22 protein-coding genes are annotated in these 21807 nt (G+C 41.3%); 9 read left to right on the forward strand and 13 right to left on the reverse strand.

Features of this window, described 5'->3' with window-relative positions:
* Nucleotides 1-201: 201 nt before the first annotated feature.
* From ACH784_RS11665 to ACH784_RS11685, 5 genes are all read right to left on the reverse strand, one after another.
* The gene (locus ACH784_RS11665) at nucleotides 202-711 is read right to left on the reverse strand and encodes a GNAT family N-acetyltransferase (RefSeq protein ID WP_404390375.1); all 510 of its coding nucleotides are present in this window, start codon (nucleotides 709-711) and stop codon (nucleotides 202-204) included.
* 68 nt (nucleotides 712-779) lie between these two features.
* Nucleotides 780-1082, reverse strand: coding sequence for a hypothetical protein (locus ACH784_RS11670; protein WP_404390377.1), 303 nt, complete (start codon nucleotides 1080-1082; stop codon nucleotides 780-782).
* A gap of 215 nt (nucleotides 1083-1297) precedes the next feature.
* A complete protein-coding gene (locus tag ACH784_RS11675; RefSeq protein WP_404390379.1) occupies nucleotides 1298-1723 on the reverse strand; it encodes a hypothetical protein in 426 nt (141 codons plus the stop codon).
* 289 nt (nucleotides 1724-2012) lie between these two features.
* Complete coding sequence (locus ACH784_RS11680; RefSeq protein ID WP_404390381.1) at nucleotides 2013-2441, reverse strand: GIY-YIG nuclease family protein; 429 nt, start codon at nucleotides 2439-2441, stop codon at nucleotides 2013-2015.
* Between the two features lie 110 nt (nucleotides 2442-2551).
* Complete coding sequence (locus ACH784_RS11685; RefSeq protein WP_404390383.1) at nucleotides 2552-2875, reverse strand: hypothetical protein; 324 nt, start codon at nucleotides 2873-2875, stop codon at nucleotides 2552-2554.
* Between the two features lie 314 nt (nucleotides 2876-3189).
* Here ACH784_RS11685 and ACH784_RS11690 point away from each other — a divergent pair, with 314 nt between their 5' ends.
* From ACH784_RS11690 to secF, 3 genes are all read left to right on the forward strand, one after another.
* A complete protein-coding gene (locus tag ACH784_RS11690; RefSeq protein WP_404390385.1) occupies nucleotides 3190-3636 on the forward strand; it encodes a hypothetical protein in 447 nt (148 codons plus the stop codon).
* Nucleotides 3637-3708: 72 nt separating this feature from the next.
* Nucleotides 3709-5568, forward strand: coding sequence for a protein translocase subunit SecD (gene secD, locus ACH784_RS11695; RefSeq protein ID WP_404390387.1), 1860 nt, complete (start codon nucleotides 3709-3711; stop codon nucleotides 5566-5568).
* A complete protein-coding gene (gene secF, locus ACH784_RS11700) occupies nucleotides 5561-6463 on the forward strand; it encodes a protein translocase subunit SecF (RefSeq protein ID WP_404390389.1) in 903 nt (300 codons plus the stop codon). Before secD ends, secF begins: the two co-directional genes overlap by 8 nt.
* Before the next feature lie 76 nt (nucleotides 6464-6539).
* Here secF and ACH784_RS11705 read toward each other — a convergent pair whose 3' ends face one another.
* The 6 genes from ACH784_RS11705 to ACH784_RS11730 all read right to left on the reverse strand — a co-directional run bounded on the left by ACH784_RS11705 (nucleotide 6540) and on the right by ACH784_RS11730 (nucleotide 12446).
* Nucleotides 6540-7790, reverse strand: coding sequence for an adenylate/guanylate cyclase domain-containing protein (locus ACH784_RS11705; protein WP_404390391.1), 1251 nt, complete (start codon nucleotides 7788-7790; stop codon nucleotides 6540-6542).
* 186 nt (nucleotides 7791-7976) lie between these two features.
* Nucleotides 7977-9647, reverse strand: a complete 1671-nt coding sequence (locus ACH784_RS11710) for a S8 family serine peptidase (protein ID WP_404390393.1) — start codon at nucleotides 9645-9647, stop codon at nucleotides 7977-7979.
* Nucleotides 9648-9983: 336 nt separating this feature from the next.
* Nucleotides 9984-10514 carry a GNAT family N-acetyltransferase gene (locus ACH784_RS11715; RefSeq protein WP_404390395.1) on the reverse strand — a complete coding sequence of 177 codons (531 nt, stop codon included), beginning with the start codon at nucleotides 10512-10514 and terminating at the stop codon, nucleotides 9984-9986.
* A gap of 132 nt (nucleotides 10515-10646) precedes the next feature.
* Entirely contained in the window at nucleotides 10647-10967 is a 321-nt protein-coding gene (locus tag ACH784_RS11720; RefSeq protein ID WP_404390397.1) for a GNAT family N-acetyltransferase, read from the reverse strand.
* Nucleotides 10968-11107: 140 nt separating this feature from the next.
* A complete protein-coding gene (locus ACH784_RS11725; protein ID WP_404390399.1) occupies nucleotides 11108-11407 on the reverse strand; it encodes a DUF3088 family protein in 300 nt (99 codons plus the stop codon).
* 88 nt (nucleotides 11408-11495) lie between these two features.
* Entirely contained in the window at nucleotides 11496-12446 is a 951-nt protein-coding gene (locus tag ACH784_RS11730) for a GlxA family transcriptional regulator (RefSeq protein WP_404390401.1), read from the reverse strand.
* Between the two features lie 99 nt (nucleotides 12447-12545).
* On the opposite strand from ACH784_RS11730, the gene ACH784_RS11735 reads away from it, so the two are divergent.
* Entirely contained in the window at nucleotides 12546-13106 is a 561-nt protein-coding gene (locus ACH784_RS11735) for an HD domain-containing protein (protein ID WP_404390403.1), read from the forward strand.
* A gap of 38 nt (nucleotides 13107-13144) precedes the next feature.
* Here ACH784_RS11735 and ACH784_RS11740 read toward each other — a convergent pair whose 3' ends face one another.
* Complete coding sequence (locus tag ACH784_RS11740; RefSeq protein ID WP_404390405.1) at nucleotides 13145-14644, reverse strand: amidohydrolase family protein; 1500 nt, start codon at nucleotides 14642-14644, stop codon at nucleotides 13145-13147.
* A gap of 120 nt (nucleotides 14645-14764) precedes the next feature.
* Here ACH784_RS11740 and ACH784_RS11745 point away from each other — a divergent pair, with 120 nt between their 5' ends.
* Entirely contained in the window at nucleotides 14765-16597 is a 1833-nt protein-coding gene (locus ACH784_RS11745; RefSeq protein ID WP_404390407.1) for a tetratricopeptide repeat protein, read from the forward strand.
* 10 nt (nucleotides 16598-16607) lie between these two features.
* Here ACH784_RS11745 and ACH784_RS11750 read toward each other — a convergent pair whose 3' ends face one another.
* The gene (locus ACH784_RS11750) at nucleotides 16608-17120 is read right to left on the reverse strand and encodes a hypothetical protein (RefSeq protein WP_404390409.1); all 513 of its coding nucleotides are present in this window, start codon (nucleotides 17118-17120) and stop codon (nucleotides 16608-16610) included.
* A 93-nt stretch (nucleotides 17121-17213) separates the two neighbouring features.
* Between ACH784_RS11750 and ACH784_RS11755 the strand changes: the two genes are divergently transcribed.
* The 4 genes from ACH784_RS11755 (at nucleotide 17214) to ACH784_RS11770 (ending at nucleotide 21792) form a co-directional block, all read left to right on the forward strand.
* On the forward strand, nucleotides 17214-18596 hold the full coding sequence (locus tag ACH784_RS11755; protein WP_404390411.1) for a M20/M25/M40 family metallo-hydrolase: 1383 nt from the start codon (nucleotides 17214-17216) through the stop codon (nucleotides 18594-18596).
* A 246-nt stretch (nucleotides 18597-18842) separates the two neighbouring features.
* Nucleotides 18843-19640 (forward strand): DUF6671 family protein, encoded by a 798-nt coding sequence (locus tag ACH784_RS11760; protein WP_404390413.1) that lies wholly within the window; start codon nucleotides 18843-18845, stop codon nucleotides 19638-19640.
* Nucleotides 19641-19649: 9 nt separating this feature from the next.
* Complete coding sequence (locus ACH784_RS11765; RefSeq protein ID WP_404390415.1) at nucleotides 19650-20663, forward strand: L-threonylcarbamoyladenylate synthase; 1014 nt, start codon at nucleotides 19650-19652, stop codon at nucleotides 20661-20663.
* A 235-nt stretch (nucleotides 20664-20898) separates the two neighbouring features.
* Nucleotides 20899-21792, forward strand: coding sequence for a LysR family transcriptional regulator (locus tag ACH784_RS11770; RefSeq protein WP_404390417.1), 894 nt, complete (start codon nucleotides 20899-20901; stop codon nucleotides 21790-21792).
* Nucleotides 21793-21807 lie beyond the last annotated feature (15 nt).

Consider the following 21807-nt stretch of genomic DNA (forward strand, 5'->3'; position numbering starts at 1 on the left):
TTGGTTTCCTTCTATCGATAAAGAAGCACCCAAAGAAAAAATCAATGGAATGCGCATTCGGGCATATGCTAAAGAAGGATTTTCAACAAAATATGGAGCAAATAAGGAAGTTTTTAACTTTTTTATAACATGCCAATTTCATGCATAACCAATTGATTTATATAATTTAAAAAGTTAGTGGTTTTTTTAATAGAAAAGAATTTAGAGCAATTTAGTACTCGAATACACCCAATTGTGAATTTTTGCGTCATGAAAGTTGAACACAAATTGTCCGATATTAGATAACCCTAAATGCTGGTAAAAGCCATTAGCGTCATTTTCAACCCAAGTATAAAGCCAAAAGTTCGAGCCAAATTCTTTTTGAACCCTTTGTAATAGCGCCTTACCAATCCCAAGCCCTTTAAACTTAGCATCAACATACAGGCGCTCAACCTCATAACCAAACTCAGGTTGACCTTGATAATGGCTATTTTTATTTGCAAGTAAATAGCCTTGCAGCACACCCGCTTGCTCAGCAACTAAAATGATTTTTTCGGGGTTATTGATGTCATTTAGAATTGAACTGGTATTGAATGTATTTATCACAAAGTCAGCATATTCAGTTTTTACACCTTCTTTTGCATAGGTTGTAAGCCAAACTTGAATGCTTAAAACCGCTAATGTCGTAGCATCGAGATGCGTTGCATCCCTTATGTTTATACTTGCTTTCATTTCATCCTTAACTCAATTGAATTATTGCGTTTTTAAAATACAGATCGTAACTAAAGACAATGTCCAGTTTAAAAGCTCACTAAGCCAATACCACAACACAAGATACCGAATAAAGAAAACCACTGAGGTAATTTGGAATTTACGATAGACGGAAACGCTTCTCCTTTGAAGATTTCCGCCAATGGCGAAAAGAACATTTTGGGAGTTAGCCCTGCACTCAGTAAAAGTAAAAACACCCCAATTGACAAAATTAACTCCCTTATTGCAGTATCAACGATTAGGAAGTCATAAAGCCCTGAACATAAAATGACGAAAGAAAAAATCACACAGAAAACAGAAGCTACTTTTTCTTTTAAAGATAAATGATCCACAACTAATCTCTCCTTGTTGCATGTAGCTATTCAAACTGGTTAAAAATAGTTGGCTAAAGTGTATTCGACAAAGCAAAAGTAAATTCGCCATATCGTGCCTGTTCACAGTACAGATAAGGCAACGTAAATTGCATACTTTTAACTATCTGATTTTATGGGTGTATAAAAAGCGAATTGAAAAATGCCCCTCTCAATTCACTCGTATTTATAAACAATTAGCTATTAGGCTTTTCTGAAGTCTTCCAGCCTTTTTCTTGTAAACAGTTATCTAAAGCAAGGGTATGCACTCGGATTTTTTCAATATTATTTTTCATTTCAGCATTATCAAAAATGTTAGCGTCTTTTGGCTTACCAATATACCTATTCACTAAAAACTGAACATAATCTAAAGAGATCATTGTAAGAACTTTTGGATCACTCACCGTCTTGCCACCGAACGTGTAACTTGCACCATTAAAAGCATCTTTAGCACATACATCATAATCTGCTTTTAAAGGCTGCTCGGTTGTCAAAAATGTACCCACTTCTGGTTTACTGAAATGTAGCATTAACTGCTCTGTTTCTTTCTCGACAATGTAATCGCTTGTTGTTTTACAACCAGCGAGACCTAACACACAGCAAAGTACAACTAACTTTTTCATTATTTTCCTTACAACTAGAGTAGTTAGGTAATTTTCAAAGCGAATAGTTCTTCGTCGCTAAAATAAAACCGCCTACTTTCAACGAATTTTTGCTAAAAATACATTGTTTCATTAATGGGTTCAATTTTTTGTGGTAATGAATATAGACGTTGACTATAAGGGTGGGTTTGGTGTTAAGGGGGTTTAAGTAAGGTGAGGAGTATTGTGGATTTTAAGAATAAAACACCCAGTTAAAAATTGGATGCTTTCTGAGCTATGTTAATCATATGTACCTTTTTACAAATTATGCTTACCCAAGTCGGCTTTGTAAGGGTCTTCTACTATTTTTACCAAGCTTATTTTCTGAGGGTTGCAATTGCTCAATAAGGTAAGCTTCAATAGCTAATATTTCGAACCATGAATCTCGTGGAACAGCTAAAACACCAACAGTTTTAACAACTCGAATCCATTTTGAACCTTTAGAAAAGTGAGCACTAAAACGATAGCCTAGTACCTCAGCTTTACCAATATAAATTAGGTTACCAGCCTCATTAAAAAAGAAATAAACACACGCCTCATTAGCTCGTTTCCAAAAAAAACCACCATCAGCCCAAAGTCGGGGCCAGTTTTCTTCAGATACATCAACTGAGGAGAAGCATTTTTCTAGAGCGTCTATGCGTGGTCTCTTAAATTTAAGGTCAAAATCTTTAATAGCACCAACAAGATAATTAATATCCATATTAAAATTTCTTCTTTCTACGTAAGCAATTACAACATACAGAAATTATTGGCTAAAATTCATGAAAAAGTACAGCGCGAATTAATTTTTTGACTGCCTTTGCTACATTTCTAGCTAATAACACCCTTATATTTGTAGTCTTTTAGTCTCTTCACGCAAATTGCGAGCTCTTCTTCATCAAAAAGAGCATGCCAAACTGGATTATCAATAATTAGTGCTTCAACTGTTAAATCTAAACGACCTAGCTCCCAAAGAGATGTATAACCGTCAGAAACTTTGGGAGAGTGTATTAATCGCTTAGCAGTTTCTAGACCCTTGTGCTCTAGAAGCATCCTAAAAAATACAGTGGCCTTATAATTCACTTCAGATAGAGCTTGCGTGTATATGTTCATCATCGCGTCATCAAATTTTTTTTCAAGATTATCATTACCCATTCAGATACCCTCTACGTAGCTAATAACTTTTTCATATTAAAACTGCTAAGTCTTATTAATACAAAACCAGAAGTCATTCTTTCCTCAATTTCATAAATATTACACCGTTCCTAAAAAAAGGCTCAACAGCCTAAAAATTACCTCCAACCAATACAGACACTTGCTACGACCTACATCAAGTTTTTACGAAATACATTACTCAACTTGCCATTTTTGAAAATGTTTACTTATTATCACCTAAATCTCATTTTCATCTTGATAAAAACCAATCTGCCCTTATTATGCTTGCACGCTTTTAATTTGAACTTATTGCTTTGATCAGAATTTTAAAAATTCTTGCTGTGTTGTTTTTACTGTTTGCCGATGCGCCGTCGTCTGCCGAACAGGTTACGCATGCGCAAAATAATGTTCAAAGCCACACTAGCTATCAAAGCCCGTTTGAAATTGCTGTAAGCCACGAGCTTTTATCGCAGCAGCAGTCGCAAAAGCACCATATTACTGCCGATGATTCTGGGCTGTTTTCGGTTATTGAACGCCCTTCTCAGCAGCAGGCCATTCGTTTTTTACATCCTAAACAACAAAGCGAATTTATTTTAGTTTTTGAGCTGATGTTAGACACTTACATTAGCGAAACCCGCCTGCAAACTGACAAGCTCAAACAACCTTGGTATCAATGTAATACTCGACCAAACCACGGCTTTATTGATGCCTGCAAACCTGCCAATTTAGTTTATAAAGCGCGATTGACTTACCACGCTTAATTTCACTTATCGCAAAAAAATCTTTTAATTTTTTCGGCAAAACTGCGTTTTGCTGCCCTAGATGAGTGAATTATGAAAAATCAATTAAACCCTAAGTCAAACAACCGTTTGACACCGTGGGCGCTACTGTTAGTCATTGTATTTTTGGCAATTAGCGCGCTCCCAAACCTTTATCCAAATAACACGATATTAAAGGTAAGCGGTCAAAACCATACGTTATCGGCCAATCAAATTAGCCAATATCTCGAAGAGGCACAGTTGCCTGTGCGCGAAGCAACAATGAACCATCAAACCGGTGATATACGCATATTGCTTGAACATCCAAACGCGAGTGTCACTGCGCAAGCCGTATTACAAAAAAAGTTGCAGTCGCAATTGCAAGATGCTGCGAATATTAGCGTGCAGAGCGAAGCAACCACACCCGCATGGCTGCAAAGTTTTAATTTATCGCCTTTGAAGTTGGGTTTAGATTTAAACGGCGGTGTTTTATTTGTATTAAAAGTCGACACCGACAAAGCCCTTGAAGAGCGACTCGAAAAACTGCGCTTAGTGGCTAAAGATTATCGTATTGAGCACAAATTGCGTGGCATTCAAATTGAAGCGGCACGCGATAATAACGTGGTCATAAAAGCCAATAATGCCCAAGCCGACAATCTCGCGACTTTACTTAAGCTATTAAAAACAGACTACCCTAGCCTTACAAGTCTTGAACAAAACAGCACAAGCCAAACCATTTGGCAACTTGGTTTTGACGAAGCCAGTCAAAAGCAAATGGCTGAGCAGGCCATTAGCCAAGCCATTAGTACCTTGCGCTCTCGCATCGAACAATTGGGGATCACAGAAGCGGTTACGCAGCGTCAAGGCAAGCAGCATATTCGAATTGAGTTACCGGGCGTGCAAGATCCCGCCGCCGCAAAACGCTTAATTGGCGCAACCGCTGAGCTGTCTTTTCATGCGCTGAAAGACATTGGCGGGCAAACTTATGCTTATAAAGAAGGCGGCACCACGAACCTAAACCCTCTGCCTATTTTTACCGGCTCAGATATTGAATCTGCGCAGGCCGGGCGTGATGAGTCGGGTCAGCCTTTGGTGCAACTTATGCTCTCGCCTGCAGGTGGCGACAAAATGAGTCGTTTCTCACGTCAAAACATTGGTAAGCCAATGGCCACTTTATATGGCGAATATCACCAAAATCAAAAAGGCGAAGTGGTAAAGCAACAAGAAGTGATTTCGGTCGCCACCATTCAACAAGCACTAAATCGCCAATTTAGCATTACGAATTTAGGCACCATGCAGCGTGCGCAAGAGCTTGCTTTGGTACTTAGAGCGGGGTCGTTGCAAGCGCCGATCACTATCGTTGAAGAGCAAACCATTGGCCCTAGCCTTGGTGAGCAAAACATTGAGAATGGCTTTAACGCGCTGAAATTGGGTTTAGCCGTGACCCTATTATTTATGCTGTTGTGTTATGGCCGTTTAGGTGTGGTGGCAATCATAGCTTTGGTCATCAATTTAGTTTGTTTACTGGGTTTAATGTCGTTATTACCGGGCGCGGTGCTCACCTTACCGGGTATTGCGGGTTTAGTGCTCACTATAGGTATGGCGGTCGATACCAATGTGATTATTTTTGAACGCGTTCGTGACGAAAAACAGCAAGGGGCCAGCACCCTTGGCGCATTAAAACGCGGTTACGAACATGCCATGTCGAGCATTATTGACGCGAATTTGACGACTATGATCACCGCGCTGGTTTTACTTGGTGTGGGTTATGGCCCCATCAAAGGTTTTGCCATTACGTTAGCACTTGGGATCTTAACCAGTTTGTTCTCTGGGGTATTGGTGTCGTCTTACCTATCGCCGCTCTTTCTTAAAAAAGAAAGTAAAAAACCAACCCAAAAGTCGACTGCAACCGAACAAGGAGCTAACCATGCATAAACTCTGGCAACCCGCCCGTAAAATGGGCTTTGTATTCAGCATGAGCGCCATGTTGGTGAGCCTATTGGTGCTGTTTTTAAAGCCAATTGTGTTTGGTTTAGACTTCACGGGCGGCACCGTTTTAGACTTCACGTTAATGTCGCAAACCAATATAAACGAACTGCAAGCAAGCTTAAGTGCATTGACGCATGACGCGTTTAGCTTATCGCAAAGCCAAGACGGCCATTGGCGCGTGCTGTTTTTACCAAACGTAGAGAGCAATGCGGTGAGTACGTTTCAATCGGCGATAGAAGCGAACTTAAATGCCAATATAGTCGAGAGTAAGTTTTTGGGCGCACAAGTGGGCGAAGAGCTTAAAACCAGTGGCGCACTGGCGGCTGTGTTTGCGGTTGTGTCGGTGTTGATTTATTTGATGGTACGCTTTGAATGGCGACTGGCCGTGGCTGCTACCGTGGCACTATTTCACGATGTGTTGATCACCCTTGCGTTGTTTGCCGTGCTAGGCTTAGTCTTTGATTTAACTGTGCTTGCTGCGCTTTTGGCAATCATAGGTTACTCGCTCAACGACAGTATAATTATTGGTGACCGCATTCGCGAACTTATTCGCGCAAAACCCGAGCAACACATTGGTCATTCAATTAATGAAGCGTTGCAAAGCACTTTACGTCGCACGCTTATTACCTCGTTTACTACCCTTGCCACGGTTTTTGCGATTTGGTTGCTCGGCGGCGATGCTTTAAATGGCTTTGCCAGCGCCCTGTTAATTGGCCTAACTGCAGGCACCTTGTCGTCGATTTTTATTAGCGCGACCTTGCCTGAGTTTATGGGTTTAAGTTTTACGAATTATCAAAACCAAGACAGTGAAGAAGTGAAAAAGTTATTGGCCGAGCCATAAGTTTTGGCTGTTTAAAGCGCATTATGTCAGTAATGCGCTTACCTTTTAAGGTATTAAGGTTTTAAGCTTTTACTCGCTACAACGAAAACACGTCGATGGTTTGATCTCGCCCTTTTAAACGCACATTGGCAACTTTGTTCAACGAGTCTAGCTGTGACTGCCCGGCCGTTGATTGGCTTATCAATAAGTGATAACCAAGTGCTTTGGTTTGGCTTTCAATGCGCGCTGCAACATTGACCGTATCGCCAATCACGGTGTAATCCATACAACTGATGCTGCCTACATTACCTGCAATGGCTTCGCCGCTATGAATGCCAATGCCAATTTCTAACTGCGGCAAGCCTTCTTTAGCAAATTCGCTGTTTAAAACGGTCAACTGAGCCAGCATTTCCTGTGCGGCTAAAATCGCGTTGTCGGCATTTTGATTTTTCTCTTGGGGTGCGCCAAATACCGCCATAATGGCATCGCCAATGAATTTATCTATCATGCCATCGTGCTTGAAAATCGGCACACTCATGGCTGAAAAGTATCGGTTTAGCATGCCCGTCACCACTTCTGGGTCGTTATGCTCACACAGACCTGTAAAGCTGCGAATATCAGCCATTAAAATTGTCACGTTACGACGCTCACCGCCGGGCTCAATGTCTACCGCTCCTGTTTCGACCGCACTGACCAGCTTTTCAGGCAGATAGCGTAATAACCGCTCGCGATGGCGTAAACGTGTGTAAGTATTAGTAATGTAATGAGACAGTGACCAAGCAAGGAGCCCTGAAAACAGCACAATAATTTGCTCATGTATTTCAATGGTACGAGCCGTATGACTGTGCTCTAAAATCAATGTTGTTGCGCCCAAACAACATAAGGTAGAGAAATAGATGATCACCCTGCCTTGCCTGAATGCACTCATGACATTAAATAAAATCAGAGCGCTGATAAGCATTAATTCAAACTGGGTTTTGTGTAAGTCTCTTAAGAAGTGACCGACTTCGGTGAGGTATTCCATTTCTAAAGTAATGGCTAAAATAATCACGTAATCGAATAAAATCGACACATATTTAAGCCAAGGTTTGTAGCTGCCCGTGGTTGCTAAATACATCACCAACCAACACCAGCCGGCGGTAATCAGCATCGACACCAGATCGACACTGATCAAAATAAGATCAAACCCTTGATTTAAAACACCAACCAGCAACTCCAATAAAAACAGTGCCATCAAACTAAAAAAACGAATTTTGTTGATGTGGTTTTCCATTTCCATTTCGCGCTGCTGATAGCAATCGGTCAAAAGCGAGTCAAAACTGTCATCTATGTGTTTTAGCCATTTCATTACAATTCATGCTCAAAAGGTTTTACTAAACATAGACTCTCATAACAATGAGTACGAAAAATGAATATATAGAATAGTCACAAGACAAGAAAAAAGGCAGTTTAGTTACCTAAATTGCCTTTAATAACCAAAGTATTGGGAATTTATTCGCTCTTAATTACTTATAAAAGCATTGATTAAAGACGATTAATTACACGCGCCTTTATTTGCCCATACGTCCCAACGACCTGAGAATTGCTCAGGATTTTGGTCGCGGTTCCACCATTTTGCTTCGTACAAGTTGCCGTTAAGCGATACTTGATCTTTAGATAGGTAAACTGTACTTGCCGACCAAGCTGCAACGCCATTACAACCGCCAGTGTTACCATCAGTTACTTTGACAACCTGAGATTTGCTCGCTGTTTGACCTATGGTGTCTGTGACTGTCAGTTTTACAGTATAGTCGCCAGCTGCAGCATAAGTATGACTTGGGTTTTGGCTTGAACTCGTTGCACCGTCGCCGAACTCCCATGCATATGCGGCTACGCCCTTGTCATCAAATGAGCCATCTTTAAGTTGAATGGTTTTACCATTAATTGTCACGCTGAAACTTGCCACTGGTTTTGCATCACCACCCGCGCCACACTGGCCACCAGCAAGGTAATCATACGCCGCTTTTGCTTGCACAATACCGTAACCGTATGACGTATCTCGCCCTGCTGCGCCTTTATCTTTGGCTGTTGCATTAAGTGCATCACGAATTTGTTGGTTCGTACAATTAGGGAAATGACTCCACACTAACGCTGCAACACCCGACACATGAGGCGTTGCCATCGACGTACCGCTGATGCTCTTGTAGCCGTTGTTATTCCAAGTTGAGTTAACAGCAACGCCCGGAGCAGCAATTTCAACTTGGCTGTTATATTGCGAGAAAGACGCTTTATTTTCACGATTATCAACTGCCGCAACCGACACAACCGCATCATATGATGCAGGGTAACTCATTGAGCTATTGCCGCCATTACCTGCCGCTGCAATATGTAGCATGCCTTGTGCGTAGCTATTGGCAAATGCTTGGCGCTCAGCCGCTGACTGACCCGAGCCACCTAAACTCATGCTGGTGACATTTGCGCCTGCTTGCTGACATTGCTCAATGGCTTTAACTAGGTCCGAGCCATAAGCCCAGCGGCCTGAGTCATTAAATACCTTTACAATATGCAAACCAAGCTGACCCGATGGGTTTACCCCCACCACACCCTGACCATTGCCACCAATCGCAGCAATCGTACCTGCTACGTGCGTGCCGTGACCGTTGCCATCGTTATACCAGTTACCTGTGTTGTTGCTGCCGTAACCGTCATCACCTGTGATCCCAGTTGAAGGTAAATCTGGATGATTAAGCGTATAACCGGTATCCATGATACACACCTTACGATTGCCCGACATGGTGTCTGCTAGTTGGTTCGCTTGCACCATATTGATACCGTATGGCGTGCTTTCAGCCATCAGATAACGTTTAGGGTCAACTTCAATCGATAACACATCAGAGCGAGCTTCGAGTTGTGCTTTTTGCTCTGCGGTTAGCGACATCGACACCGCATTGATTGAAGGTAAAACCTGTTTAGCCTGCGCAGCAACACCCACCGCCAGAGACTCAAGACGGTTTACCTGTAACTGCATTGCCTGTTGCGGACTTAGCTCAAACGGCAAAGCCACCGCTTGTTTGTCACTTTTCAATGTCACGATATAACGCTGAGCTTGGTCTAGCTCAACGTTAAAGTCAAAATCATTCGGTAGCACTGACGCAGCGTGCACGGTTGGAATTAAAGCACCGCAAAAAATAAGTGCTTGTGTGGTTTTGTTTAGCTTGGTTTTCATTCTGATTCCTTGATCTTGTTGTTAGAGTGCAAATGATTAACAAATCATTTACACCAAACAGAAAAGAACAAATGTCCAGCGCTGTCAATTTGTTTTTAAATTAGGTGCAAACACTCTAATTTACGTTGTTTTCACTGTACATTTTTTAATACAAAGATGTTTGAACGTATAAACGTCTAAATACAAAACCTTAGCCAAAACCAGTTCCCAATAAAATATAAATGTATATTAAATGTTACACATTTATATAACTTAAAGACCTTAAAAAACACTTTTAAAGATCTAAACGATATAGTTTTGAAGTCTATCTCTTGAAGAATGAACAGTTACCGAAATCTAATCTCGGCGTAATTCGAATTGAAAGTCGTCTACTGATTTACCCTTGATCACTACACTATCTTTAAGCAATTTAGTTTGCTCAAAACCTGATTTTTCGAGCAGCTTTATGGAGCTTAAGTTTTGCGTCGAACAAAATGCAACGAGCTTATTAAGGTGTAGCACCTCAAAAGCAAATTCGTGTATGCGTTTTAGCGCTTCAAACGCAAAGCCTTTACCCTGTTTTCGCGGACTTAATAAAAAACCAACTTCGCCAATTCGGTCAGTATGACTGAGGACCTTTACCGAGATATTACCCACTTTTTCATTACTGCTGGTTTCAGTTATACCAAAACACAGCCAATCATGACCGTTACTATCCCACGGCTGGGAAAATGCTTTAAAGCTCGCTTCGGCTTCTTCAAGGGTACTTGGATCATAACAATGCTCCATCACCTCAGGGTCCATACACAGCTCTATAAAAAGAGCCTTATCGCTTTCATTTAATGGGGCTAGAATGAGCCGTTCTGTAATTAATGTTGTTTCTTTCATTTATTTTTTGTTATTTATTTGGGGCTTTAATCACAAAACCCTTTTCAATACCTGCTTTAAAGCCTACCGACTCATACACCCGGTGCGTGCCAGCAAGGTTTTCACCTGAAAGCAGCATGACTTTGTAGCAATTTAGCTCCCATGCTTTTTGAATGCCAAATTTGAGTACTTGTGACTTAATCCACGACGACGAAATTTTTCTGCAGTGATCACATGTTCAATAATGGCAAAAGGTCGACCGCCATTCGCAATGCTTTTATTTAAACCCAGTGCACAGGTTGCTGCTAACTCGCCTTCGATATCTGCCACCACAATGTGTGTTTCTGGGCAATTCATCATCTCTGCCCACACCTGCTCAGAAAATGACTTTTCAAGCTCTGGGTCTTGCGGACGTAGTTCTCGGTATAAGTTGAGCACGTGTGGAAGATCTTCTAGATTTGCAAGGCGGATCATTGGTTTACTCCTTTAAACTTCAACAAGCACCTATAATGAATACAAACTTACAATAAGTAAACTGCTGCCTTGATGAAAGTGAGACGCTCCATAGCAGTTAAACATAAAGTTCACTAGGTCACTTTACGTTTAAGGCTGCACTAAGGATGCACAGCTGCTCCACCAAATGCCTGTGCCAAATAATTGATTATCTCTTCAGGTTTAGTGATGATACTTTTATCTTCTAAAATAAGTACGGGTAACCATTGGTTTTCTTCACCCAAGAGTGCAACCACTTCTTGACGTGGCTTTTCAAAACCTATTCGACGAACTTCAACATGCTCATACCAATGTCTGTTCACAGCCAGAGCGCCTTCAATCATGGCGCAATGAGAACAAATCCACATTTTGCCTGGCCCATCTTCAAAAGGCATAGAAAGTACAAATAAAACGGGTTTCATAAGATATGACTCCAAGAAGGTTTAAAGGCTGATAATCTTAACCAGCCTCTTTTATATCTCATAATAAATTAAAACAATGTAATCAGTATTAACCTTGCTGACTTCTAAATACTTTTCGCCAAGCTTGTGGTGTGGTGTCGAAACGTTTTTTAAAGTGTTTACGAAAAACTTGCTCAGAGCTAAAACCCGTTTCTTCACTGATCAACAGAATACTTTTATCTGAAGACTCCAGTAGCTCAAGGCTCGCATTGAGTTTTGCCTGAATTGACCACTGCGTAAAGCTACTGCCGTAAATCGCTTTAAAATGTCGAGTAAAGCTCCGTATACTCATGGAGCAATAGCTAGCTGCTTCTTCAACGCTTATTGATTGGGCTAAATCGCCAAGTACAAAATCGATTAACTTAGCGAGGCGTTCGTCGCTTGAGCGATTTGCAACAGGGTGGGCAATATATTGATTTTGACCACCTGTTCTGCTGGGTGACGACACCATCACTCTAGCGACTTGGTTTGCTGCTTTCACCCCATAAAAGCGCTTAAAGATATGCAAACAACAATCTATCGCCGCCGCACTGCCTGCCGATGTAACCAAATTATTTTCTACCAAGAATAACGGGTTCGTATCAAAGTCTACTTTTGGAAAGCGCGTTAAAAAATCTGCGCTATTTCGCCAATGTGAAGTTGCCCTTTTACCGTTCAGTAAACCAGCATAGGCAAGTAAATAGGAGCCTAAACATAATCCCACAATCCATTTACCCTGTTTGTGTGCATTGCGCACTATATCAATTAACTCTTTACTGGGTGTTTGCTCTGGAAGCCAACTTGGGAAGATTAAGATATCGGCCTGAGCTAACAAGTCGATACCATTCTCAACCCAAATATTCAGTCCACCAGAGAGCGTTAACTTTCCGAAGCGTTCTGAACAGACTTGTACTGAAAAATAAGGATTCTCCTGTCCAATCGCATCAGAAAAAATAGCTTGTGGTACTGAAAGATGAAACAGGCTCATTCCTTCAAATGCATAAATAGCGACTCGTTTCACAAAATTGGCCAAAAAGTATAGTTAACTGTCATTTTAGCCATTATTAGAAAGTTTGTGGGTTAATACAATAGCCTCATCATCAATAAGCAGGTTATTACAATGCAAGTTAGAACTAGTTACCCATATACGGACGACATATTGTCACAATACAAAGAAATTATTGGTAAAGACTTCCAAGGTTACCGGAATCATGTCACTCGAATGCTTAACTTTTGTCATTATCTACTCCCTGATATTTCAGAGCAGGAGAGTATGAAGTTACAAATAGCCGCTGCATTTCATGATATTGCTTTGTGGACCCATGACAGAGTTGACTACTTAGTACCGTCGTATCAAGAATGTCAGCGCTACCTTGAACGAAATGACCTTAAAGAGCTCAATGAGGAAATACAAATAATCATTGATATGCACCACCTCCTTAGTGAATATCAAGGCCCCTTTGCAAAGCTCACTGAAACTTTTCGTAAAGCGGACCTTGTCGATTTTTCTTTAGGCCTAATAAAAAATGGAGTCGACCCTAAATTTATTAGTGACGTCAAAACACACCTACCTAATGCAGGCTTTCATTTTACCCTGATGCGCTTTTCACTCATTCAGTTAACTAGAAAACCTTGGGACCCAATGCCGATGCTACGTACAAAGAACATCTATAAAAAATAAGCTGCAGTTTACTTTTACTATTTTTTATATATGTTCATTTACCTTCTAAGTGCCAGTTTACTTCGTTGAATTGGCACTCCATTAAGAATAACCGTATCTATATGATTATACGCTTCAACACTGTGCAAAGGGTTGGCTTTGAGCAACAATAAATTAGCCACTTTGCCGGTCTCGACTGTGCCGTACTGTTTATCCAAAGAAAAAGCCTTGGCATTATTCAAGGTTGCCGCAGCAAGAATACTTACCAAACTCATGCCCGCATCGTGCATATCTTTTAATTCCCAATAGGTTGCTAATCCCGGTTGTGATGCATAGGTCGGTGCAGGCGGTGTGTCGGTTGCCAGTGAAATCAAACCACCGTTTTGATATATGTAATTTAAAACGCGTTTACCAAGCTGTTGGTTAAATTCAAAACGTGCAATTTTTTGTGCATCACTCATATTGCCCCAGCCTGATTTCATTTCTCGTGCAAACCATTGCCCTGCTTCAGTTTGGTACCAAGAAATTTGTGCTTCACTCAGTACTGTTTTGTACTCCGGTTGAGTAATATGACCTTCACGCATCACATCGGTCAGTGCGCGCATGACATTGAGTGTTGGTTGATAAGCAATACCTGAGCGTATAATGTCATCGGCGACAGCTTTTACTTTAGGTGGTAATTCACCTTTTGTGCCTTCTCTGCTTTCGTCGAGCCAATTCCAATTACCATGCGCCATCACATCCATTTTATGAGTTAACCCTAAACGCTGCATGTCGGTGGCATTGGCATGAGCCATCATTTTTAAACCATGTTGCTCACTGGCAGATTTGAGTTCATCAAGAGTTTTAGAAGCGATTAACGGAATATCTGAACGCTCACCAAAACCATCCTCTAAATACACTTTGGTGCATATAGCACCATCATCGGCCATGCGTTTTACTAATTGTTTAGGTGAATGACTTTCTAATATGTGGTTCTCATATTGATGACTTGGATCGCCATGTTGATGCGCATAATACGGGCGCTTTTCATGTAGGTGTTCATAATTTATACCTTGTGCATTATATCCTTGATAAATAGGCACAGCACCGCAAAAATAGCTAGTTGGTGCCACACCGTTACTTTGAAATAACGACATACTCTCTTTATTCGCACCCGGCTCAAGCACTTGAGTTACACCGTAATATAAGTAACTCTTGCCCTGCCTTTGCAGGTATTGCTGCTGTAAACTTTCAAGCTCTGCTATCTCCTTTTCATTAAACTTGCTAAGCGCTAAGGGTAACCCTGGCATGCGATTTAGATGCACATGGGCGTCCATCAAACCGGGAATTAAAAACTTGCCGGTGCCGTCAATCACATTAGCGTCAGCGTCGTTCAAGGCTTTTGCCGATATGGTTTTAATTTTGTCATCTTGAATGCCAACCCAATGTTTATCTGCAACACTGGCTTGGTATGGGTTAAGCGGCGAAATAACGGTAACGTTTTTGATGATGACATCAAACTCTTTCGCATTTAAAACAAAAGGTAATAGTAAGCTAGTTAGCATAAGTGTTTTCATGGCGACTCCTTTTTTGAAACTGACACCACCTTAAAAAAACACTGGGTTAATTACCTAAAAAGCATATAATTTTACTCTGAATTTTGTCTCAAAATAAAAATAAGCATAATAATCATAAAGATGGAAAAGACAGAAGCCCCTTTTAAACTCGCCAATTGGTGGGTTGAGCCGCATTTGAATAGGCTTACTTTAGCCGAACAATCGTTAGAGTGCTCGCTGCCGCCTAAAGTTATGGCTTTGTTGGTCTTGCTAACTCGCCATCAAAACACACCGCTGAGTTTAAATTTTATCGCCAAAGAAATTTGGCCCGATCGCGTGGTTACTGATAGCTCTATTTATCAGGCCGTTGCGCAACTAAGAAAAACACTTCATCAAGATAAAACCATTACAGAAGCAATTGAACAGATTTCGGGAAAAGGTTATAGGCTCTCCCCTCATATTGAACTGAGGTTTGAGCGTGAAGAACAAAATTCATTAGCAAAAGGCAGCTCAAAGAAACAAGCGCCAGCAGAAAAAATAACGAAAAAGCATAAGTTAACAGCTTTCGCTGTATGTGTTCTTGTGTTTGCGGTTATCGCTTTTTGGTTTATGAACAACAGCTCAAACAAAGAAAATTTAAAAGCGCAGGTAAAAAACCAGCCAAATGAACAAGCTTATTTTGAAGATTTAACCCTTGCAGATCATTTGGTCAAACAGCGTGAGGTTAGCGCAATTAACCAAGCGAGCAAACTCTATAAAACCATTTTGAATGAGAGCCCCAACAACGCCAATGCCCTGTTTGGTTTGTGTAACAGCGATTATCAATTGCTTGTTTACGGTCAGCACAACCAAACGAAAACCTACGTAAGCTGTTTACCCTTGCTGCAAAAAGCCATAGAAATTGAACCTCATCATATTAATGCCATTGCACTACTTGGTGCGCTCCACCAGCAAAATGGTGACTTAAAAACAGCAAAAACCTATTTCGAACAAGGACGCTTGCTAGAGCAGAAAAGTAGTTTATTTCACCTTTTTTATGGTGATTTCTTGCTATCGCAACAACAAACAACAGAGGCACTCACCTCACTGCAAACTGCGTTCAAGCTAAGCCCAAATGATCCTGAGGTGCTCATAAAATTAGCCTATGCCTATTTAGTTAAGCGCGATCGCCAAAAAGCGCAGCAATACTTTGAACGTGCCCGCTTAATTGCGCCAAACTTACGAAATGCCCCGCTTTATGCGCTCGATTTCTATCCGCTCACTAAGCCTATTGCGGCTAAATACGAAGCTTGGTATGAACAATACAGTTATGAAAACGAAAGTGATGAATACAAAAACAAATTTACCCACTTTCAATTACAGCATGTGCTGTTCTTACTCAGTACAAACCAATTAAAGAATGCAGAAGCTTTATTTGAGCAAACAGATAAACAATATATTCATAACGATTTTGTTTGGTATGTTGAAGCGGCACTTGCAGCTAAAACAGGACGTTTAACTTCAGCACTCGAAAAACTTGAGCAAAGGTATCAACTCGCCCCAGCATTAAATCGCTATGTTATCCCTTACATTCATGGCCTGATGGCTAATCATGAACATCAAATGGCGCTTAATTTATTTACTAAACACTTTGCTGAGTTTGCGAGTTTAACTGCACCTGTTGAGCAGAACCTTGGGTTATATCTTACTTATACGCAAATTTTGCAAGGTTTAGAAAACAAGAACACTGAACATGAAAATACCGAAATAAGCCGAACACTTGCAAAGCTCACACAGGACTTAGCACTATGGCGTGAACTCAATGGTGAGTTTAGCGGCTTCAATGAAGTTAAGTGGCATGTCATTAAACAAGATGATGAAAACGTAAAATTAGCCGCGACCAAATTGCTCAATAGCGACTGGTTACCTGACTATAACGACAATATGTTTACTGAATCAATTATTTCAAAATACTTAATGCAAAAAACAAGATAAATTATAGTCTTTAGTCGAATACTTTTATTGGTAACTTATCTACTCGGTACAGTCTTACTGGACCGGTACACATTGCAATTCCTGTACTTGTTGAATCAAAAGAATTATCACGATAATGGACTGTCAAATGCGCTTGATTAAAGTTGCTAGTAACTATATCAAATCTAAAGGCTACATAATCTGTGAATTTTTCTTCATCAGTAATTTTATGAGCTGGAGTAAGGATATTAAATATTGGCTCATCTTCAAAAGAGTTCCTGAGTGAGAAACGAGCATTCATGACCTCTGCATTACCATACTTTACTGGTACATAAACAGATACATAAGACATTGCACCATTCTGCTCTAAAGTAATAAACGCCTCTACTACATTATTACTATCTTTGTTACCACAAGCATTGGTATTTAGAGCGATTAACAAAGCCAACATAAAAAGTAATCTCAATCCATATTCCTCAACTTTTTTGAGCTTGCTAAGCAAACTTTCGATATTCTTACCTTTATACTCATTTATCAATTTCATACGCAAGTAATGAATGACAATTCATCCCAAATACTTGTATTTATTTATGGAACGTTCCAGACTTGTTTTAATTTTTACAACAGGCTTATAAAAATGAAAAAGTTATTATTGGCGGTCTTGGTGTTAAGCGCCAATGTGTTTGCTGCCGACACCTTTGATGCACAAACCATTAAAGTCACCGAGCAATTAAAAGAAAAGTCGCTTAATAGCGAACTGGCTTACGATATTGTGGCAAGGCTAACCACCGAAGTTGGGCCGCGTATGGCGGGCACGCCTAAAGATCTTGAAGCCGTAGACTGGGCGATGAAAGAGCTTAAGCGTTTGGGCTTCGACAAAGTTTGGAAAGAGCCAGCAAAATTCCCTGCTTGGTTGCGCTATTCTGAATCAGCCGAAATTATTCTGCCGTCAAAACAACCTATTCACATTACCGCGCTTGGTAACAGTGTCAGTACGCCAAAAGATGGCACGCGCGCACCTATTGTCATATTTGAAACCTTAGAAGAGCTAGAAGCGGCACCAAAAAATGCCGCAAAAGGTAAAATTGTCTTTATTAATTACCGTATGGACCGCAGCCTAGACGGCAACAGTTATGGCCCAGCTGTGCAAGCGCGTAACCGAGGTGCCGTTGTTGCCAGCCAAAAAGGCGCAGTGGCATTTATGATGCGCTCTGTCAGTACTGCCAAACACCGCTTTGCACACACAGGCGGTAACCATTATAAAGATGGCATTAAAGCCATTCCTGCCGTTGCACTGGCAAACCCAGATGCAGACCAAATTGAGCGTTTACTGGAATTAGGTCACAAAGTTGAAGTTAGCTTAAACGTACAAGCTGAATCAAAAGGCATGGGCACTTCTTATAATGTCATCGGTGAATTTACCGGCACAGAAAAACCAAACGAATACGTGCTGTTAGGCGCACATTTAGATTCATGGGATTTAGGCACAGGCGCACTCGATGATGGTGCGGGCGTGGCGATTATCACGGCCGCAGCAAAGCACATTAGTGAGCTAACAAAGACCAAACGCAGTGTGCGCGTGGTGTTATTCGCCGCTGAAGAGCAAGGTCTTTGGGGCGCAAAAGCTTACGTGAAGAAGCATAAAAACGAGCTTGGCAATATTGTTGCTGCGGCTGAGTCTGACTTTGGTGCCGATCTTATCTATGCAGTTGAATCTCGCGTTGCTTCAAACTCATTACCCACAGTACGTGCCATTGCTAAGCATTTAAAAGACTTAGGGGTTAAATACGATGCGCGAAACAACGCTTTTGGTGGTCCGGATCTAATTCCATTTAAAGACTCTAAAGTCGTGCCTATTTTCTCTCTACATCAAGATGGTACTGACTATTTTGACTACCACCACACCGCAGACGATACGTTAGATAAAATCGACCCTGCAAAGTTAAACCAAAACGTAGCGGTTTACGCTGTGTTTGCGTACCTTGCAGCGCAAAGCCCAACAAAAATGATGGGCAAGTAAGTTTGTATAATTAACTAAACTCAGATTTATAAGGAGAAACACCCTGTTTCTCCTTTTCTTCACCCATCTTAGTAAGTTTTAAAAACCATACCCCCCCCCCCCGCTGACAAGGCGAAAATAGTGACAAATTTGTGCAACTCGCCGTATAATAGCGCCCCTTTTTAAAGCCTGTTTTTATCAGGGCTTTGAGCTTTTGTTATTTTAATCTCGTTTCGGTAGTTGAGTTGTTTTGAGGTCGTGTCATTTATGAACCAAGCTGTACTTATCACTAAACATGATAAAGCCAAGTGCATCGCAAACGCACTTGCGCCGCTTGGTTTTGATGTGGTTGAAAGCAATGCGTTTGACACCGATAGCTTAGGCACATTCGCAGGCGACATTGAACGTACGCTCAGCCCTAAAGAAGCGGCTTTAAAAAAAGCAAAAATGGCGTGTGAGTTGCTCGGTGCCGAATTTGGTTTGGGCAGCGAAGGTAGTTTTGGCAATGGCCCGTACCTCGGCATAGTGAACTGGAATGACGAGATTTTATGCTTTTATGAACGTGCAAGCGGGCAAGCTATTTATGCGAGTGCTTCAGGGCCTTTTGCAATCTCAAGTATTCAAGTAAACAGTGAAACTTGTCACGATACCTTGTTAAAAAAGCTCAATCATTTTCAGGGGCAACGTTGGTTACTGAAATTTGATGAGCAAATTTTAAAAGGCTTAAGCAGCGAAGCATTGATTGCAACTTTAACTGACAAGCAATTAACCGAGGCGTTAATTGAGCCAGATTTACGCGCTATGCACTGCCCGCTTCGCCAGCAAATGATCAGTAAAGCTGCCGACGATTTAGCAAACAGGCTCAGTGCCATTTGCCCTAAGTGCAATGCCAAAAACTTTGTTGCAAAAGAAGCCGTTGCAGGTTTGCCTTGTGAACAATGCGGCCTTGCAACACAACAAATAAAGCAGCATAAATATCACTGTGAATGCTGCGACCATACTGAATTAAAAAATACCGAACAAACCGCTGCCGATCCCTATTATTGTCAGCTCTGTAATCCTTAAGGTTTACCTATGAATGAATTTAAAACACTCGAGCTTCTTACCGGAGACGAAGGGATCGCCCAAGCCGTTAAGCTACTACAGCAAGGTGAATGTGTCGCCCTGCCGACTGAAACCGTGTACGGCCTTGCTGCAGATGCAACGCAACCTGAAGCCGTGGCAAAAATTTTTGCAGCAAAAGGTCGCCCATCAAATCATCCGTTAATCGTGCATATTCCCGATGAAACCCATATTGCTCGTTGGGCAGAGTCAGTTCCTGCTGATTTACAAAAACTTGCTGATGCATTTTGGCCGGGGCCATTAACCGTTATCTTAAACACCAAAGCTGGGCTAAATAACCCAGTCACTGGTGGTAAAGATACTATTGCACTTCGCGTGCCTTCTCACCCGCTGTTTTTAAAGGTGTTAATTGATTTAGACACGGGGTTAGCTGCACCTTCGGCAAATCGTTATAAACAATTAAGTCCAACGGTACCTGAACAAGTGGTTGAGCAATTAACGGGTCGTATTCCTGCGGTTCTAGAAGGTGGCGCATGTGAACATGGCCTTGAATCGACTATTTTAGATTTAACATCAGATGAGCTGAGAGTATTACGCGCCGGCCCAATTTCAGCCGCTGAGATTGAGCAATGTTTAGGTAAACCGGTCACCACGCCAATGGAGCATAACGAAGCAGTGCCAGGTAACGTTAAAGCCCACTATCAGCCAAATGCACCGGTGACTTTGGTGAAAACTGCTGAGCTCACTCAAGCCATTGAAAATGAAAGCAACAAAAACATCGCAGTACTTGCCTATTCAGAGCAAGTTTTGGCTGAGCTAAGTGAATCTGGTTTACAGCCAGAGCTCATCAAACAGATTGCTAGTGATGCAGCAGGTTACGGTAAAGGCCTTTACTACGATTTGTACTGCTTAGATAAACTCACACCGACTAAAATCTTTGTCGAAACACCACCTGTAAACGACGACTGGTTGGCAGTTAACAACCGCCTTTCTCGCGCCGCATCTTTTGAGTTTATTCCTGAGTAATCTAATCTGACAAAAAGCCATTCAATTGTTGAATGGCTCTTTACCCTCCAAGATGTATCTTTCGTTTTGCCGCTATCACAAATCAAACTAGGCACTAATAATCACATTTCAAAATTTATATTGTTTAAAATGAGCATGTATTTAGAGCTTTTATCAATTTTCTATTGAAAATAAATCACGTTCATTTAAGGTCTAATACCATCTACTGGTCCATAACTCACTTTTTGGAAACATTGTGAATATTGAACATGTAAAGCTATTTATCAGAGTAGCTGCCTGCCACAACATCAGTTTGGCGGGCAAAGAGATGGGTCTTTCAGCAGCCGTTGCAAGTAGTCATATAAACAAACTAGAAGAAAGTTTAGGTGTACGTTTAATACATCGCACAACCCGCAAAGTTTCTTTGACCGAAGATGGCGTGGCATTTTTACCCCATGCACAAGAGGTGATCAGCAGCGTCGATATTGCTTGTGCATCAGTGGGCTCAAGAAAGTTATCCCCTACCGGGAAACTAAGAATAACCGCTCCGGCTTCATTTGGCCGCATGCACCTCATTCCTGCATTGCATGACTTTATGTCACTCTATCCAGATCTTACAGTCGACATTAGGCTAAGTGACAGCATTGTTGATTTGGTAGAAGGTGGGTTTGATGTAGCGATCCGTAATGCAGCATTAAATGACTCTAGCTTAATCGCTCGAAAAATTGCTGCGGATACTCGGCAAGTTTGCGCGTCACCGGATTATTTAGCAAAACACGGTACGCCAAAAACACCTCAAGATTTGCTGAACCATCAATGTATTGACTTAATGGGATTTGATACTTGGACGTTCAACACCTCAGAGGGTGAACAACAGATTAAAATTAAGTATTTCTTACGCGCCGATAATGGCGAAGCAATAAGAGATGCAGCCATTTACGGTCTAGGCCTGACTATCTGTTCAAAGTGGTGTGCATACAAAGCCATCGAGAAAGGGCAACTTATTCCGGTACTGACAGATACTCCCTTGGTAAGCAATACCTCAATTTGGGCGGTTTACCCTAGCTCTCACTTACTTGCCCCAAAAGTAAGAGTGTTCATTGATTATTTGAAAGCGCATTTCGGCGAGGTGCCCTATTGGGAGATTTGAATTAATTCACTTATT

The organism is Pseudoalteromonas phenolica (assembly GCF_044788725.1).
Classification (GTDB): domain Bacteria; phylum Pseudomonadota; class Gammaproteobacteria; order Enterobacterales; family Alteromonadaceae; genus Pseudoalteromonas; species Pseudoalteromonas phenolica_C.

Excerpts from the sequence above, each read along its gene's own strand:
- ACH784_RS11665 (WP_404390375.1), bottom strand. The coding sequence starts at position 711 with ATGAAAGCAAGTATAAACATAAGGGATGCAACGCATCTCGATGCTACG.
- ACH784_RS11675 (WP_404390379.1), bottom strand. The coding sequence starts at position 1,723 with ATGAAAAAGTTAGTTGTACTTTGCTGTGTGTTAGGTCTCGCTGGTTGT.
- ACH784_RS11680 (WP_404390381.1), bottom strand. The coding sequence starts at position 2,441 with ATGGATATTAATTATCTTGTTGGTGCTATTAAAGATTTTGACCTTAAA.
- ACH784_RS11685 (WP_404390383.1), bottom strand. The coding sequence starts at position 2,875 with ATGGGTAATGATAATCTTGAAAAAAAATTTGATGACGCGATGATGAAC.
- secD (WP_404390387.1), top strand. The coding sequence starts at position 3,709 with ATGAAAAATCAATTAAACCCTAAGTCAAACAACCGTTTGACACCGTGG.
- secF (WP_404390389.1), top strand. The coding sequence starts at position 5,561 with ATGCATAAACTCTGGCAACCCGCCCGTAAAATGGGCTTTGTATTCAGC.
- ACH784_RS11705 (WP_404390391.1), bottom strand. The coding sequence starts at position 7,790 with ATGAAATGGCTAAAACACATAGATGACAGTTTTGACTCGCTTTTGACC.
- ACH784_RS11710 (WP_404390393.1), bottom strand. The coding sequence starts at position 9,647 with ATGAAAACCAAGCTAAACAAAACCACACAAGCACTTATTTTTTGCGGT.
- ACH784_RS11715 (WP_404390395.1), bottom strand. The coding sequence starts at position 10,514 with ATGAAAGAAACAACATTAATTACAGAACGGCTCATTCTAGCCCCATTA.
- ACH784_RS11720 (WP_404390397.1), bottom strand. The coding sequence starts at position 10,967 with ATGATCCGCCTTGCAAATCTAGAAGATCTTCCACACGTGCTCAACTTA.
- ACH784_RS11725 (WP_404390399.1), bottom strand. The coding sequence starts at position 11,407 with ATGAAACCCGTTTTATTTGTACTTTCTATGCCTTTTGAAGATGGGCCA.
- ACH784_RS11735 (WP_404390403.1), top strand. The coding sequence starts at position 12,546 with ATGCAAGTTAGAACTAGTTACCCATATACGGACGACATATTGTCACAA.
- ACH784_RS11740 (WP_404390405.1), bottom strand. The coding sequence starts at position 14,644 with ATGAAAACACTTATGCTAACTAGCTTACTATTACCTTTTGTTTTAAAT.
- ACH784_RS11745 (WP_404390407.1), top strand. The coding sequence starts at position 14,765 with ATGGAAAAGACAGAAGCCCCTTTTAAACTCGCCAATTGGTGGGTTGAG.
- ACH784_RS11750 (WP_404390409.1), bottom strand. The coding sequence starts at position 17,120 with ATGAAATTGATAAATGAGTATAAAGGTAAGAATATCGAAAGTTTGCTT.
- ACH784_RS11755 (WP_404390411.1), top strand. The coding sequence starts at position 17,214 with ATGAAAAAGTTATTATTGGCGGTCTTGGTGTTAAGCGCCAATGTGTTT.
- ACH784_RS11760 (WP_404390413.1), top strand. The coding sequence starts at position 18,843 with ATGAACCAAGCTGTACTTATCACTAAACATGATAAAGCCAAGTGCATC.
- ACH784_RS11765 (WP_404390415.1), top strand. The coding sequence starts at position 19,650 with ATGAATGAATTTAAAACACTCGAGCTTCTTACCGGAGACGAAGGGATC.